Genomic DNA, 15308 nt, shown 5'->3' with positions numbered 1-15308 from the left:
GATCGCGAGCACGCACAGGCTTGCGCGGCCAACGGTGGAAAGTGGCAAGCGCATCAGGACAGATCCTCAGGCGGGGCGATCGACGAAGTACGCGATGCGAGACAGGCGACGTTCGCCCATCACGCGCTGGACGACATCCAGGAACGCCTGAAGCCCGGCGAATCGCTCCTCTCCCTCGAGGGCAATGAGCGCCTCGCGACGGCTGGCGCGGGCGGCGTGCCAGCGGCGCGCCATCCCGGCGCCCTGGACGCTCAGGTCGGCAGCGCGCACGAGGCGTAAGCCGGCCCTGACGATGAACTGCTCGTTGGCGCCGGGCGGCACGAACAGGAAGCGGCCGATTGAGCTGCGCACCGCGATCTCCACGCTGGACACCGGTCCGGTCACCACGACCGGATCGGTGAACACGGCCCGGCCGCCTGGCTTCAACACGCGCCGCCATTCCTCGAGCACGTGCGGGCGCAGCGGCATGTGGCACATCGCGTCCATCGAGATGATCGCGTCGAAGCTGTCGGCGTCGAATGGCAACGCGGCGTCGACGTCCACGACGCGAAACGTCGCCTGCTCGGCGAGCCCGCCATCAGCGGCCTGCCGTGCGGCCGTGGCAATGCCGTCCGCGTTGATGTCGATGCCGGTCACTCGCGCGCCAGTGAGACGCGCCAGGTGGAGAGCCGGACCGCCGGACCCACAGCCGACGTCGAGGGCGTGGTGCGGACCGGCGAGCCCGAGCCACTCGATGAACTCGCCATACTCCTCGACCGTCGTCCAGCCGCTCTGGCCGATGTCGGTGCCGTACGTCTCGGCGCGCACGAGGGCGAGCACGTCCTCGTGGAAGTGTCCATACGTGCTGTCGTAGAGATCGACGGGCGGCATGTGGGTCGGGCATCACGATAGCGCACCGGCCAGTTCGTGGGCCGTTCTTGACGCTGAGCTGGGCCGGGCACGACAATCCGCCAATGCCACTCACCCGCCGCGCGTTCGCGCAGACGCTTGGACTCGGCGCCGTCGCAACCACGTGGCAAGACCCCGCCCTCCGCGCCGGGCTCCCTCGTCGCCAAGGCTACGGCGAACGACTCGAAGCGCCGGCACTCCTGGCATCCGTTCAGGGCGCGCCGCAGCCCGCACCTCGACCGAGCACCGGCGACGGCCTGTGCGATCTCGACGCGGTCGATCTCGCCGCGCGCCTGCGCCGCAGGGACGTGTCGGCAGTCGAAGTCATGCGCGCCCATCTCGCTCGTATCGAGGAACTGAACCCGCGCGTCAACGCCATCGTCACGCTCGTGGCCGAGCGCGCGCTGGCCGACGCCGGACGCGCCGACGCGGCGCTCGCTCGAGGTGACGCACCGGGGCCGTTGCACGGCCTGCCAGTCGCACACAAGGACCTGGTCGACACGGCGGGCATCCGCACGACACGCGGATCGCTGTTCTACAAGGACCACGTCCCGACGCAGGATGCAATGATCGTCACGCGCATGCGCGCCGCGGGAGCGGTGACGATCGGCAAGACCAACACTCCGGAGTTCGGCGCCGGGTCGCAGACCTTCAACCGGGTGTTCGGCGCGACCCGCAACCCGTGGGATGTGAGCAGGACGTGCGGCGGCAGCAGCGGCGGCGCGGCCGTCGCACTTGCATGCGGCATGGTGCCGATCGCCGACGGCAGTGACGCTGGCGGTTCGCTGCGCAATCCCGCGGCCTGGTGCAACGTCGTGGGGTTCCGGCCGTCACCTGGGCGCGTCCCGCGCGGTGCGAGTTGGTCGCCGATCGCGGTCGCTGGGCCGATGGCGCGAACCGTGGCTGACGTCGCGTTGTTGCTCAGCGTGCTCGCCGGTCCCGACACCGCCGATCCCCTCTCCCTGCAGGAGGACCCGGTGCGCTTTCGCGGCGGGCTGGATCGCGAGTTCAAGGGCACGCGTGTCGCCTGGTGGACGGGGCTTGGAGGCCTGCCGTTCGAGCCGGAGATTCGCGAGGTCGTCGATGGCACGCGACGCGTCTTCGAGCAGCTTGGCTGCGTGGTCGAGGCCGACGAGCCCGACTTCGGCGGCGTCGATCGTGCCTTCCCGGCGCTGCGCTACGCCTCGAACTACTCGCAGTACAAGGAGCTGCTCGATCAGCGGCCGGAGTGGGTGAAGGACACGATTGCCTACGAGGTCGCGCAGGTCGAGGCCATGGGAGGCACAGAGATCGCTCGCGCCCTGACGTGCCAGACGCGGATGTACCAGGACACGCACGCCTTCTTCACGCGGCACGACTTCTTCGTCCTGCCGGTGACGCAGGTCTCGCCCTTTGACGTGACCACGCCCTACCCGACCGCGATCAACGGCACGCCGATGTTGTCCTACATCGACTGGATGCGGTCGTGCTGGTACGTGACCTTGATGGGGTGCCCGGCGATCTCGGTGCCCGCAGGGTTCACCAGGGCCGGCCTGCCGGTGGGCCTGCAGATTGTCGGCCGTCACCGCGACGACTGGGGTGTCCTGCAACTCGCCCGAGCGTTCGAGCAGGCCACCGGCCACGGCCGCCGACGCCCACCCGTTGCGAGCGCCTGACGCTTGGAAGCCGGGCACCGGGCACCGTAGCGGGCTGCAGCCTGCAGCCTGCAGGCTACAAAGACAGTGGGACGCGGGCTGAAGGAAATAGCCGCAAGCCGTACGCCGAATCGTGGGGGTACGTAGCCGCCGACCTTCAGGTCGGCGGATCGTGTGCGTCGACCTGAAGGTCGACGCCTACTAAGCCGTAAGCCACGAGCCGTAGGCCGTAAGCGTCAAGCGTCAAGCGTCAAGCGTTAACAGCCGCGTGAATCGCGCCGACGGTGATCGCGAGGTGCGACGTGTGCCACTGGACGGCGCCGTCGCGCACGAGCAGCACCTGCGGTGAGGCATGGCGCACGCCGAACCGCGCTGCCATGGCGTTGGACACGGGGCGGCTGGCCTGCACGGAGACGAGGTACACGGGCACCGGCCACTCGGGGTCGGCGACGAGGTCGCGCATCTCTTCGTGCGCCTGCAGGCTCATGCCGCAGGTCTCGCTGTGCTTGAAGAAGAGGACGGGGTCGGAAGCCGCGCTGGCGAGCGCGGCCTCGAGGGCATCGAGGCTGGTCAGGACACGCATCTTACGATCACCACGATAACAGACCGCAAGAAACCGGGTTCCGGGTACCGGGTAACGGGTACCGGGTTCCGGGCGCCGGGTCCGGGCACCGGGTACCGGGTACCGGGTACCGGGTACCGCGGATCGCAGATCGGAGATTCGTGGACTCCACCGAGCGTCGAGCAAGCTCGACGCCCACACATGGCCAGGTCTCCGGTGTTCGGCGTTCGGCGTTCGGCGTTCGGCGTTCGGCGTTCGGCGTTCGGCGTTCGACGTTCGGCGTTTTTCTTGTAGCCGTCGACCTTCAGGTCGACGGGCTGCAGCGCCCGATCCCAGAAGCGGAGCTCGACGTCGAACCGCCCAATACTCCAACCCGTCCAGCTGCCATGAGCCTGAACGCCGGCGCGCGGATCGGCCCCTACGAAATCGTCGCCAGACTTGGCGCCGGTGGCATGGGAGAGGTCTATCGCGCGCGTGATGCGCGCCTCGATCGATCCGTCGCGATCAAGGTCCTGACGTCGGCACGTGCAATCGATCACGCACAGCTCGATCGTTTCCAGCGAGAAGCACGCGCAATTGCCCGCGTGAGCCACCCCCACTTCTGCACGCTCTACGACGTCGGCCAGCAGGACGGCGTTCCCTTTCTCGTGATGGAGTTGCTCGAGGGAGACACGCTGGCCGAACGTCTCACCATGGCGACCGTTCCCGTGGTCAGGCCCTCGGCATCGCCGTCCAGATTGCCGAGGCGCTGGATGCGGCCCACAGCAAGGGCGTCATCCATCGCGACCTCAAGCCAAGCAACGTCATGCTGACATCTGGCGGGGTCAAGTTGCTCGACTTTGGTCATACGACGACGGTGTCCAGAAGGCGACCAGGAGCCTCGAGCTGACCGAGGCAGGCATCGTGCTCGGCACGCTGCCCTACATGGCCCCGAACAGGTCGCCGGCCGCGGCGCGGATGCACGCACCGACGTGTTCGCCCTTGGCATCGTGCTCTTCGAAATGACGACGGGGCGAAAGCCGTTCGGCGGCGATAGCCGCGCCAGCATGATGGCCGCGATCCTGACCGACGAACCGCCGCTGATCTCGTCGCTCCGGGCGGACACGCCAGCCAATCTCGATCGGATCGTGAACAAGTGCCTGGCCAAGAGTCCAGACCAGCGCTGGCAGAGCGCGCGCGACCTTGCGGCAGCGCTGCAATGGAGCACCGACGACACGGCAGCGCACGTTCCGGTTTCCCGCGCAGCCTGGCGACACCAGGGCGTGAGGCGGACGGCCGCTGGAGTGGCCCTGGGGCTCGCAGCGGTTGCCGCTGCCGTCTGGATCGCATGCACCACCAGCCGCCCTGCCAGCACTGCGCCGGCGCCGAGTCCTCGATTCGTGCAGCTGACGTTCCGCACGGGCACCGTCAGCGCCGCGCGATTCGCACCAGGCGGCGACACCATCGTCTACAGCGCCGCCTGGGGCATGAACCCGTACGCGCTGTTCATGACCCGGGCCGGCAGCCCTGAATCCGAGGCCCTGAACGTGCGCGACGCGAAGCTCCTGGGCGTCTCGACTGCGGGGGACATCGCGTTTCTTCGAGGTAACCACGCCACGCTGAAACTCCTCGCGCCCACCGGCTACGGCACGCTCGCGCGCGTGTCGATGACCGGTGGCGGACCACGGGAGTTGCTCGATGACGTGATCGCGGCGGATTGGAACCCTGGCAGTGCCGACGTCGCCGTGGTGGGACGCGGGCAGGTCGACTTTCCACTCGGCACGAGGATCCACGGCGCGCACGCGTTCAGTGCCGTGCGCGTCTCTCCAGACGGACAGCGTCTCGCGCTCGTCGAAGGACCGGACATCGTCGTGCTCGACCGCGCGGGCCGGAAGACCACGCTCTCGAGCGGCTGGGCCTCGTCCATGGCAAGCCTGGCGTGGTCGGCCTCGGGCAACGAAGTGTGGTTCACCGTGAATCGCCCGGCCCCCAACAGCGACTTGACGACGTGGGCATTGCGCGCCGTGTCGCTCGAGGGGAAGGAGCGCGTCATCCTGCCCGCGCGCGGAGTGGCCTTGAGCATCCTGGACGTCTCCCGCGATGGGCGGGTCCTGATGGTCAGCCAGTACGCCAAGATGGGCTGTACCTGCCAGGGTCCCGGAGATGCACGTCCGCGCGACTTTTCGTGGCTCGATGGCACGGCGCCAGAAGCGCTCTCCAGGGACGGACGACAGGTGGTCTTTGCCGAGATGCTTCGAGGCGGGGGACCGGGACGAGGCGACCATCGAAGATCTCGGGAGCAAGAACGGCACGTTCGTCGACGATCGGCGCATCGAGGCTGTGGTGCGCCTCGTGGACGGTGACGTCATCCGCCTCGGGGCCATTCGACTGACGTTCAATGCGTTGCGTACGTGGGGCTCGACCGTCACCGAGCCCCCCACGTAGCTGATAGTCCTCGCCGCTGTCGCGACCGAGGCCGACGATCGCTCCCGGACCGGCTCGGCCACCTTCGCGCGACGCGCTTGGGCCAGGAGAGCCGGCCCTACCGTTCGTCATCGGTAAGCGTCGCATCGTCAGGGCTCGTCGAACCGGATGCGCTCCGCGGTGTTGGTCACCTCGACCGCGAACAGCGGGGTCCCAGCCGCATCCAGAATCTGGGCGACCGTGGTGCCGGCGTATTCGTTGCCGGACTCGGACACCGTGAACGTCCCCCGGAACTTCAGCTGCCCAATGAGATTGCCACTCAGGTCCGAGATCAGCATCCGACTCGTGTACTCGAACACGCGTCCTCCGACGTGCCTCCAGATGCCGCGTCCAGAGCTGTAGACCTCCTGCGGCACCAGGGTGACCCCGCCCTGGTCACTGTGGGTGAAGGTCTGGTCCTCGTGATAGCTGGCGAGCGACAGGACCGGTGGACGCTCGAACTCGGGCGGGAAGATGACGGTCTCCACCCAACTGCCGATCAACGCCTTCTTGTTCGGCGTCGTGTTCGGCGTGTCGTCCGAGTCCTCCTCGAGATGAACGGGCCGTCCCAAAATGAGCGGGGAACGTACGTCAACGAGCCGTGTGTCGACGAGGGCGTCCGGCCTCGCCACGTCGTGGAGCATCGGGCGAGGGACGGTGCGCGCGACTGCCGCCCCGTTCAACGCCGCGAACACCGGAATCATGAGGAGCATCTGTACAAACGTCTTCCGCATACCTGCCTCCCGTGTGATCGTGTCGATCGCAACGTAGCCGCTCGCACGCGCGGAGTCGCAGGGATTGGGCAGGAGTGCGGCAGATTCGACCTCGACGTAGCGGTAAACGTCGGCCTCGGCTGGCGCATCGGCGCCGACGGCAGGGGACGGCGGATCTACCATCATGGTGGGGACACGCTCGGGGGGCGGGCCTTCGTGCTGGCCTACCCGACGGCCAACGTCGTGGTAGCCATCGCCTGCAAATTCACGTTTGCGAGGACTGGCGACGTCGAGGCGGCTGCGATTGCCGACCTCTTCATGCGTCAGCGGGCAGGCCGGGACGGCCGGAGACGAAACAGCCGGCCCGTTTTTGTCGTACAAGCGTCGATAATCACGTCAGCCCGCGCATGCCTTGCCCGGGCACAGGGAGAGACGCACACATGAGAGCTGGATCAGCATGGCTTGCCGCGGCGGCGCTCGGGGTGGCCCTCTCGGTCACCGTTCGCGCGACGAGCGGGGGGCCGCAACAGGCGCCGGCGCAGCCACCGCCGCAACCACCGGTGATCGAGGGGCATGGCGGTCCACCGCCTCCGGGACAGCCGGCCCCGGCGACCCCGCAGGCACCGGCTCCGCGTCCGGCGGGCCCCGGCGGCCAGGACGGCGGGCGGTTTCCGGCGCAGCAGCGGCCGAAAGAGGATCCCGAGCTCGTCCAGCGAGGGCGGGGCCTGTTTGCCGGGGCCTGCGGCCCCTGCCACGGCGCCGATGCACGCGGCGGCCAGCTCGGCGGACCGAACCTGCTCCGCTCGGAACTCGCGCTCAACGACAAGGCCGGCGAACTGATGTTCCCGGTGATCAAGAACGGCCGGCCCGGGACAACGATGGTCGCGACGGCGTTGCCTGACCCTGAAATCCGGGCGGTCATCGCGTTCGTGCACGACCTGCAGGCCAAGATCGGCGGCCAGGGCAATCCTCCTCCTGGGCAAGAGGTCGAGCTCAACATCGTCGTCGGTGACGCCAAGGCTGGTGAAGCGTATTTCGGCGCCCGGTGCGCCACGTGCCACTCGGCCAGCGGCGACCTGAAGGGCATCGCGACCCGGGCGGGTCAGCCGAAGGCACTTCAGAACCTGTGGGTCTCTGGTGGCCGCGCGCTCGCGCGCGGCGGTGGTGGTGGGCCACGCCCGGCCGGCGCGCCCCGCGCCCTGACGACGGCCACGGTGACCCTCCCGTCGGGCGAAGCCGTCAAGGGGACGCTGCTGCGTCTCGACGACTTCAACGTGACGATCGCGCAGGCCGACGGCTCGCAGCGCACCTTCCGCCGCGCCGGCGACACCCCGAAGATCGAGATCGCCGATCCCCTCGAGGGCCATCGCATTCTGCTCGGCGCCCTGACCGACGCCGACATGCACAACGTGACGGCCTACCTGGTGACGCTCAAATGAGAACGAAGCCACTGTTGCTGACGCTGTCGCTGCTCGCCCTGCCGATCGCGCTCGCCGGCCAGGGTCCTGCCCCGGTCGCGGCGCCGGCGCCCTCGCTCGACCCGGCGCGGCTCCAGAAGCCGCTCGGCGAGGACTGGCCGACCTACTCCGGCGACTACACCGGCAAGCGCTACAGCGCCCTGACGCAGGTCGATCGCACAAGCGTGAAGCGCCTGTCTCTCGCCTGGACGGCACGCGTCACCGCGGGCAACGGCGGCGGTGGTGGCGGTGGACGGTTCCGCTTCGGCGGTGGTCCGCCGGTGACCGTGGGCGGCGGGGGTCCTGACAACCTCCCGGCCGTGCCCGCCAACGTCAAGGGCACACCACTCATGGTCAACGGCGTGCTGTACGTCACGTCGCCCGACAACGCGTGGGCGCTCGACGCCCGCGACGGCCGCGAGTTGTGGCACTACTTCTGGCGCACCAAGGGCAGCACGCCGATCGCCAACCGCGGCGTCGGCATCTGGAAGGACTACCTGTACTTCGTCACGCCCGACAACTTCTTCGTGTCGCTCGACGCGAAGACGGGCAAGGAACGCTGGAACAAGGAGCACGCTGACTTCGACCAGCAGTACTTCTCGACGATGGCGCCGATCGTGATTGACAACCACGTCATCGTCGGCACCGGCAACGACATCGACTCGCCCGGCTACATCCAGTCCTTCGATCCCGAGACCGGTGAGGTGCAGTGGCGCTTCTACACCGTGCCGATGAAGGCGGGCGATCCGGGCCTCGACACGTGGCCGAACCTGCAGTCGGCCAAGTACGGCGGCGGCCACCCGTGGTTGCCCGGCGTGTACGACCCGGAGACGCGTCTCTACATTTTCGGCACCGGCAACCCGATTCCGGCCTACACGGCGGGGCGTGGCGAAGGCGACAACCTGTACACCTGTTCGCTGGTTGCCGTGAACGTCGACACGGGCAAGATGGCGTGGGCGTTCCAGACGTCGCCGCACGACATGCACGACTGGGACTCGGCGCAGACGCCGATCCTGTTCGAGGCAACGATCAAGGGCAAGCCACGCAAGCTGGTGTCGACGGCGGCACGCAACGGGTATTTCTTTACGGTGGACCGCGTCACGGGCGAGCACATCCTCACGACGAAGTACGGTGAGGCGACCAACTGGGCCAAGTCGGTGGACAAGAAGGGCTCGGTCCGCCGTAACCCGATCAAGGACCCGACGATTCCGGGCGCCCTGACGTCGCCGACCTCCGGCGGCACGATCAACTGGGAGCCACCAGCCTATTCGCCAGACACGAAGCTGTTCTACGTGACCGAGCGCAACGGCTTCTCGATCTACTACCTGACCGATCCGGATCCGCGGGGTTCGATGGGCCTCGGCGGCAAGGAAGAGGTCTCGGTGGGCTCGACCGGCAGCTACCTGACGGCGATCGATCCGACGACGGGCAAGATCGTCTGGCGGCGGCCGTACCCGAGCGCCGGCGGTGGCTTCGGCGGCGGTGGCGGAGGTGGCGGGCTGCTGACGACGGCCGGCAAGCTGGTGTTCGCGGGCGATGCGGGCGGCAACTTCGTCGCCTATGACGCCGAGACGGGGACGCCGATCTGGCATTCCCGCATCGGCAGCATCAGCAACGCGGCGGTCACGTACATGCTCGACGGCCGCCAGCACATCCTGGTGGCGGCAGGCGACACGCTGTACGCCTTCGCGATCTACGAGTAGACGACACCAACTCGTAGCTGCCGACCTTCAGGTCGGCAGTCACGGCTGACCGACGAGTCGACCTGAAGGTCGACGCCTACGACTACGTTTGGTAGGGACCGCTCTCCGAGCGGTCCATGACCTTCCTGTGGCTCCGGGCGGTCCATGTCCTCGGCCTTCCCAGCGTCCATGGCGTGGACGTCGATGAAATCGCGGAGATGGACGCCTCGGAGAGGCGTCCCTACCTACGGCGCGACCGTGACTTCCCCCAACAACTCCCGTTGGTAGGCGAACATGCCCGGCAAGCCGCCGGTGTGCATGAACAGCACGCGTTCGCCGTCGCGGAAATGCCCGTCGCGTGCGAGGCCGATCAGGCCCGCCATGATCTTGCCGGTGTAGACGGGATCGAGCAGCACACCCTCGGTACGTGCCAGCATCTGCACCGCCTCGACCATCCGCGCGTTGGGTACCGAGTACTTCGGCTGCCAGTACCCGCCCACGCACCGCACCGCCTCGACGGGAACGGTCACGCCTGTGCCGAGCAGGTCGTGCACGCATTGTGCCTCCTGCTGCACGAGTGGCACCTGCAGGTCCGGGTCCCGGCTCACCCCGATGCCGGTGAGCACCACATCCCAGCTGAAGCCGAGCACGCCGGCGAGCATGCCGCCGTGCGTCCCCGAGCTCCCGGACCCGACCACCACCTGGTCGAACCGGACCCCCATCTCGGCGGTCTGCGCCATCAGTTCCTGCACGCAACTCACGTAGCCGAGGCCGCCGATCGCATTCGAACCGCCCCCCGGAATGGCGTAGCCGCGTCGTCCTTCACTGGCAAGGGCGTCGACCTCGCGCTGCATTTCGGCGGTCATGTCCGTGCCGGCCGGCACGACCCGCAACGACTCCACGCCCATCAGCCGGAACAGGAAGTGGTTGCCGCTGGCGTCTTCCCGGAAGCTGTGCGGCACCCGCTCTTCGATGACGAAACGGCAGTGGAGCCCTTCCTTGACGGCCGAGGAGAGGGTGATGCGGCAATGATTGCTCTGCGGTGCGCCGCACGTGATGAGCGTGTCGGCGCCGGAGGCGAGGGCATCCGCGACCAGGAACTCGAGCTTGCGCGTCTTGTTGCCGCCCGGAAACAACCCCAGCTGATCGTCCCGCTTGACCCACACTTCGGGCCCGCGGCCGCCTGGACACTGGGCCGCGAGCGCCGCGCTGAAGCGCGGCAGGGGTTCCAGGGGCGTCGGTCCGGCCGAGTATCGGCGGCGTGGAAAACGGGACAAATCCATGCGCGCCATTGTCTGTCAGGCGACTGAGGATCGCCGTCCCGGCGGGCGGTCACCCCTGGTCGACTGCGTCATAAGAGGAGTCAGCACTTGAACTTCCGGCCCGCGAAGTTCAGGATGGAGGCATGCAGCGGTCGATGACTCCTTCTGTAGGCACCAGCCGGGGGCGTCGTGTGTGCGCTTGTTGTTGTCCAGTTTTGACAGCAGCTTCCGCCCCTCGTACCGATTGCGTTCAGGTCTGTCCGCACTGACACACCCAACCACTCGGTTTCGGCCCAAGGCCCGGAAGCAGTTCTTCCGGGCTTTCGTGTTTCTGCGGCCGTCTTCCGGGGTGACCGCATCCACATCGCAAGAGGCAACGTCGCGTGATCCTCCGCCTGCTCCTCGGTTCGTGCCTGCTGGCCGCCATGGCATGCGGGACCGCGCCCGCTTCCGGCGGTGCCGGCGCGCTGACCGTGTCGATGGCCTACATGCCGAACCTGACGCACGCGGCCGGCCTCATCGCGGTCGGTGACGGCAGCCTCCGCAAGGCGCTCGCGCCACACACGCTGAACGTGAAGGCCTTCAGCGCCGGCCCCCAGTTGATCGAGGCCCTGCTGGCCGGCGAGGTGGACATCGCCCTGGTCGGGCCGAGTCCGGCCCTCAACGGTTTCGTCAAGAGCCGCGGCGCAGCGCTGCGCGTGATTGCCGGCGCCTCCAGCGGTGGCGCGCTGTTCGTGGTCCGGCCCGGCGTCACGATCAAGGCGCCAGCCGACCTTGCGGGCAAGCACATCGCGACGCCCCAGCGTGGCGGCACGCAGGACATCGCGCTGCGGTTCCTGGCACGCGGCGCCGGCCTGAAGACCGCTGACGAAGGCGGCACGGTCTCGGTGGTGCCGATGCAGCCGGCCGACATCCTCACCACCTTCCAGCGTGGCCAGATCGACGGCGCCTGGTTGGCCGAGCCGTGGTGTACGCGCCTCATCCAGGAGGCAGGCGCGACGGTGTGGTTCGACGAGCGCTCGAAGTGGCCGGGCGAGCGGTTCGCCACCGCCCACGTGATCGTCGCCACGCGCTTCTTGGAGCAGCATCCGGACCTGGTGCGTGCGTTCCTGCGCACCCATGTCGAAGCCACCCAGTTCACCGTGGCCCACCCGGCGGAAGCGCAGACCCTGGCCAACCGCGAGATCGGCCGGATCACCACGGCAGCGCTGCCCGCGCGCGTGCTCGAAGCGGCGTTCCGTAACGTCGACTACACGTGGGATCCGCTGTCGTCCAGCCTGGCGGTGATGGCTGACCATGCCCACCAGCTCGGCTTCCTCGGCGAAGCCCCGCCGGACCTGCGTGCGCTCTACGACCTCGCCCCCCTGAACGAAGTCCTGCGCGAAAAGGGCTTGCCAGCCGTGACCGCGGGAGGCCAACCGTGAGCACGGGACGCGCCCTCCACCTGCGCGGGGTCGGCAAGACCTACGTCAGCGGCGATCGCGTCGTCCAGGCGCTCGCCCCGACTGACCTCGACGTCGCGCCGGGCGAGTTCGTCTGCCTGCTTGGCGCCAGCGGCTGCGGCAAGTCCACGTTGCTGCAACTGGTCGCGGGTCTCGAGGAGCCCACCAGCGGACAGATCACGGTGGACGACGTGCCGGTGGCAGGGCCGTCGCCCGACCGGGTGCTGCTCTTCCAGGATGCTGCGCTGTTTCCGTGGCTCTCGGTCGAAGACAACGTGCGATTCGGCCTCAGGCAGTCGACGCGTTCGCGCGAGGAACAGCACCGGATCGCCCAGGAGTGGATCGAGAAGGTGCACCTGCTGGGATTCGAGCACGCCTGGGTGCATCAGCTGTCGGGCGGCATGCGTCAGCGCGCCGCGCTTGCACGGGCCCTGGCGACCGATCCCTCGATGCTGCTCATGGACGAACCCTTCGGCGCCCTGGACGCGCTCACGCGCGACCGCCTGCACGAAGAGCTCGAGTCGCTGTGGGCCGCCACCCGCAAGACCGTCGTGTTCGTGACCCACAACGTCCGGGAGGCTGTGGCGCTGGGGGACCGCGTACTGGTCCTCTCGCCGCGCCCCGGGCGGATCGTGGGCGACTTCCGCATCACGCTGCCGCGGCCGCGCGCGCTGGAGGACGTCACCGTGATGCAGCAGGCGTCCGAAATCATGCATGTCCTGCGCCGCGCCCTGGATGCCGCCACTGACGATGCACTCCTCGAGGCCTGATATGGAGATACCAACCCAGACCCTTGCCGCACCAGCGGCTCTGCACGTGCCGCAGGCGGCCGCGCGTCCACTTCGCCTGACCCGACCGTGGCACAGCGTCCACGCACGGCGCGCGTTGTTCTTCGGGGCGCTGCTGGTCGTGTGGGAACTCGTGTCGCGCTACGGCCCGTGGCCCGATTACCTGATGCCCGGTCCAATCGAGGTCAGCCAGGCAGTCGCGGACGGCATCCGCAGCGGCCTGTTCGTGCGCGGCGCGGTCGTCAGCCTGCTGCGGCTCGTGTTTGGCTACGGCATCTCGCTGGTCGGCGGTGTCGTGCTCGGTGCGCTGCTGGTGCGCTTCAGGGTCCTGAGCGACACGGTCGGCAGCCTGATCGTCGGCTTGCAGGCGCTGCCGAGCGTGTGCTGGCTGCCGCTCGCGATCCTGTGGTTCGGCCTCAACGAGCGCGCCATCATCTTCGTGGTCGTGATGGGGTCGCTGTTCTCGATCGTGCTCGGCGTCCGCGACGGCATCGCCAACACGTCACCGATTTTCGTGAAGGCGGCGCGCAACCTCGGCTCGACCGGCGTGCGGCTCTACACCGACGTCGTGCTGCCAGCGGCGTTCCCGACAATCCTCGGCGGCCTGCGTCAGGGGTGGGCCTTCGCCTGGCGCTCGCTGATGGCCGCCGAACTGCTCTACTTCTCGCTCTCGCTCGGCAACCTGCTGCAGACCGGGCGCGACCTCAACGATGCCGCGCAGGTGATGGCCGTGATGACGCTCATCATCTTCATCGGCGTCACGTTCAATTTCCTGCTGTTCACCCCGCTGGAACGGCGGGTCTCGGAGCGTTGGGGCTTCGGGACGACGAGCGCCTGACACGTCCATGCCGACACCGCACGACCTGACGGCCCTCGCTGGCACACTCGACACGCTCGACCTCGAAGGGCGCCTGCGTCTCGTGGCCGAGCGCTTCCCCGGCCGCGTCGCCTTCTCCACCTCGCTTGGACAGGAGGACCAGGTGATCACCGACGCCATCTGGCGTCACGACCTGCCGATCCGGATCTTCACGCTGGACACGGGCCGGCTGTTCGAGGAAACCCTGGCACTGATGGACGCGACCCGTGCCAGATACGGGCGCGCGATCGAAGTCTTCGTGCCAGACACCGCCGAGCTCGAGACCTTCGTGAGCGCGCGCGGGCTCTTCAGCTTCCGTGAGTCGATCGAGGAACGGAAGGCGTGCTGCGAGCTTCGCAAGGTGCGTCCACTTCAGCGTGCCCTGAAGGGTGTGGACGCGTGGATCACCGGCCTTCGTCGCGAGCAGTCCCAGAACCGCAAGGGTATGCGGATCGTCGAGTGGGACGAAGGCTACGGGCTGCTGAAGGTCAACCCGCTGATCGACTGGTCGCTCGACGCGACCGTCGCGTACCTGGCTGCCAACGAGGTCCCCGACAACCCCCTCCACCGCCAGGGCTTCGTCAGCATCGGCTGCGCGCCGTGCACCCGCGCGATCGCCCCGGGCGAGGACGCGCGGGCCGGGCGCTGGTGGTGGGAGTCTTCTGGAAAGGAATGCGGGCTGCACCGGTGAACACGTTCCCCGTCGAACTGGCCGACGAGGCCATCTACGTGCTGCGGGAGGCCGCGGCGCAATTCGAGCGACCGGCGATCCTGTTCTCTGGCGGCAAGGACTCGATCGTGATCACGCACCTGGCGGTGCGTGCCTTCGCGCCGTCGCCGGTGCCGTTCCCGCTGCTGCACGTCGACACGGGCCACAATTTCGCCGAGACGATCGTCTATCGCGATCACCTCGCCGCCTCGCTCGGCCTCGAGCTCATCGTCCGCTCCGTGCAGGATTCGCTCGACCGCGGCCGGGTCCAGGAAGAACGCGGCCGGTACGCGAGCCGCAACGTCCTTCAGACGGTGACCCTTCTCGACGCCATCGAGGAACTCAATCTCGACGCGTGCATCGGCGGCGCCAGGCGCGACGAGGAGAAGGCGCGGGCCAAGGAACGCATCTTCTCGGTGCGCGACGAGTTCGGGCAGTGGGATGCACGGCGCCAGCGCCCCGAGTTGTTCGACATGCTGAACGGGCGGATCTCGCCAGGCCAGCACGTGCGCGTGTTTCCCATCTCCAACTGGACGGAACTCGACGTGTGGGAATACATCCGCGCCGAGGGCATCGAGATTCCGTCCATCTACTTCGCCCACGAACGCGACGTCTTCGACCGTGACGGGTTGCTGTGGGCCGACTCGCCGTTCATCAACAAGGGACCCGACGAAGTGCCGTACCGGGCGCAGGTCAGGTTCCGCACCGTCGGCGACATGACCTGCACGGCCGCCGTCGCGTCCGCCGCCGTGTCACTCGACGCGGTCATCGCCGAGATTGCTTCGTCGGAGCTCTCCGAGCGCGGCGCCCGCATCGACGACAAACGCTCCGAGGCCGCGATGGAGCGGCGCAAACGGGAAGGATATTTCTAGG

13 protein-coding genes and 2 pseudogenes are annotated in these 15308 nt (G+C 68.2%); 11 read left to right on the top strand and 4 right to left on the bottom strand.

Translation table 11 applies throughout. From position 1 onward, the window contains the following. Positions 1 to 66: 66 nt before the first annotated feature. On the bottom strand, positions 67 to 870 hold the full coding sequence (locus LuPra_RS10755) for a class I SAM-dependent methyltransferase (RefSeq protein ID WP_110170731.1): 804 nt from the start codon (positions 868 to 870) through the stop codon (positions 67 to 69). A gap of 83 nt (positions 871 to 953) precedes the next feature. Here LuPra_RS10755 and LuPra_RS10750 point away from each other — a divergent pair, with 83 nt between their 5' ends. Next, complete coding sequence (locus tag LuPra_RS10750; RefSeq protein WP_110170730.1) at positions 954 to 2543, top strand: amidase; 1590 nt, start codon at positions 954 to 956, stop codon at positions 2541 to 2543. Between the two features lie 229 nt (positions 2544 to 2772). On the opposite strand, the gene ytxJ is transcribed toward LuPra_RS10750, so the two are convergent. Then, the gene (gene ytxJ / locus LuPra_RS32545) at positions 2773 to 3105 is read right to left on the bottom strand and encodes a bacillithiol system redox-active protein YtxJ (RefSeq protein ID WP_162271354.1); all 333 of its coding nucleotides are present in this window, start codon (positions 3103 to 3105) and stop codon (positions 2773 to 2775) included. 365 nt (positions 3106 to 3470) lie between these two features. Between ytxJ and LuPra_RS34405 the strand changes: the two are divergent. The 3 genes and pseudogenes from LuPra_RS34405 to LuPra_RS34395 all read left to right on the top strand — a co-directional run bounded on the left by LuPra_RS34405 (position 3471) and on the right by LuPra_RS34395 (position 5508). Next, a pseudogene (locus LuPra_RS34405) lies at positions 3471 to 3973 on the top strand (serine/threonine-protein kinase). Beyond that, positions 3924 to 4238, top strand: a pseudogene (locus LuPra_RS34400) (protein kinase); the annotation flags it as partial. The pseudogenes LuPra_RS34405 and LuPra_RS34400, both read left to right, overlap by 50 nt. A 988-nt stretch (positions 4239 to 5226) precedes the next feature. Further along, positions 5227 to 5508, top strand: coding sequence for an FHA domain-containing protein (locus LuPra_RS34395; RefSeq protein ID WP_110170726.1), 282 nt, complete (start codon positions 5227 to 5229; stop codon positions 5506 to 5508). Between the two features lie 128 nt (positions 5509 to 5636). Here LuPra_RS34395 and LuPra_RS10725 read toward each other — a convergent pair whose 3' ends face one another. Continuing rightward, positions 5637 to 6425: a hypothetical protein gene (locus tag LuPra_RS10725; RefSeq protein ID WP_234800829.1), complete on the bottom strand. Its 789-nt coding sequence runs from the start codon at positions 6423 to 6425 to the stop codon at positions 5637 to 5639. A 254-nt stretch (positions 6426 to 6679) separates the two neighbouring features. Here LuPra_RS10725 and LuPra_RS34045 point away from each other — a divergent pair, with 254 nt between their 5' ends. Together LuPra_RS34045 and LuPra_RS10710 are read left to right on the top strand one after the other, a co-directional pair. Next, positions 6680 to 7678: a c-type cytochrome gene (locus LuPra_RS34045; protein WP_110170723.1), complete on the top strand. Its 999-nt coding sequence runs from the start codon at positions 6680 to 6682 to the stop codon at positions 7676 to 7678. Further along, a complete protein-coding gene (locus tag LuPra_RS10710; protein ID WP_110170722.1) occupies positions 7675 to 9399 on the top strand; it encodes an acido-empty-quinoprotein group A in 1725 nt (574 codons plus the stop codon). The genes LuPra_RS34045 and LuPra_RS10710 overlap by 4 nt, the downstream gene beginning before the upstream one ends. 224 nt (positions 9400 to 9623) lie before the next feature. Here the strand turns inward: LuPra_RS10710 and LuPra_RS10705 are convergent, their stop codons facing one another. Beyond that, positions 9624 to 10661 (bottom strand): D-cysteine desulfhydrase family protein, encoded by a 1038-nt coding sequence (locus LuPra_RS10705; RefSeq protein ID WP_110174641.1) that lies wholly within the window; start codon positions 10659 to 10661, stop codon positions 9624 to 9626. 362 nt (positions 10662 to 11023) lie between these two features. On the opposite strand from LuPra_RS10705, the gene LuPra_RS10700 reads away from it, so the two are divergent. Genes LuPra_RS10700 through cysD form a run of 5 tightly spaced genes read left to right on the top strand, consistent with a single transcriptional unit; the run spans position 11024 to position 15307 of the window. Then, positions 11024 to 12064 carry an ABC transporter substrate-binding protein gene (locus tag LuPra_RS10700; protein WP_110170721.1) on the top strand — a complete coding sequence of 347 codons (1041 nt, stop codon included), beginning with the start codon at positions 11024 to 11026 and terminating at the stop codon, positions 12062 to 12064. After that, complete coding sequence (locus LuPra_RS10695) at positions 12061 to 12852, top strand: ABC transporter ATP-binding protein (RefSeq protein WP_110170720.1); 792 nt, start codon at positions 12061 to 12063, stop codon at positions 12850 to 12852. The genes LuPra_RS10700 and LuPra_RS10695 overlap by 4 nt, the downstream gene beginning before the upstream one ends. A 1-nt stretch (position 12853) precedes the next feature. Further along, positions 12854 to 13708, top strand: a complete 855-nt coding sequence (locus tag LuPra_RS10690; RefSeq protein WP_110170719.1) for an ABC transporter permease — start codon at positions 12854 to 12856, stop codon at positions 13706 to 13708. A gap of 7 nt (positions 13709 to 13715) precedes the next feature. Beyond that, positions 13716 to 14417 (top strand): phosphoadenylyl-sulfate reductase, encoded by a 702-nt coding sequence (locus tag LuPra_RS10685; protein WP_110170718.1) that lies wholly within the window; start codon positions 13716 to 13718, stop codon positions 14415 to 14417. After that, on the top strand, positions 14414 to 15307 hold the full coding sequence (cysD, locus tag LuPra_RS10680; protein WP_234800828.1) for a sulfate adenylyltransferase subunit CysD: 894 nt from the start codon (positions 14414 to 14416) through the stop codon (positions 15305 to 15307). The genes LuPra_RS10685 and cysD overlap by 4 nt, the downstream gene beginning before the upstream one ends. The last annotated feature ends 1 nt before the right edge of the window (position 15308 follow it).

Source organism: Luteitalea pratensis (assembly GCF_001618865.1).
Classification (GTDB): domain Bacteria; phylum Acidobacteriota; class Vicinamibacteria; order Vicinamibacterales; family Vicinamibacteraceae; genus Luteitalea; species Luteitalea pratensis.
Note: the sequence above shows the minus strand (reverse complement) of the source record. Positions and strands in the feature narration are given on the sequence as shown.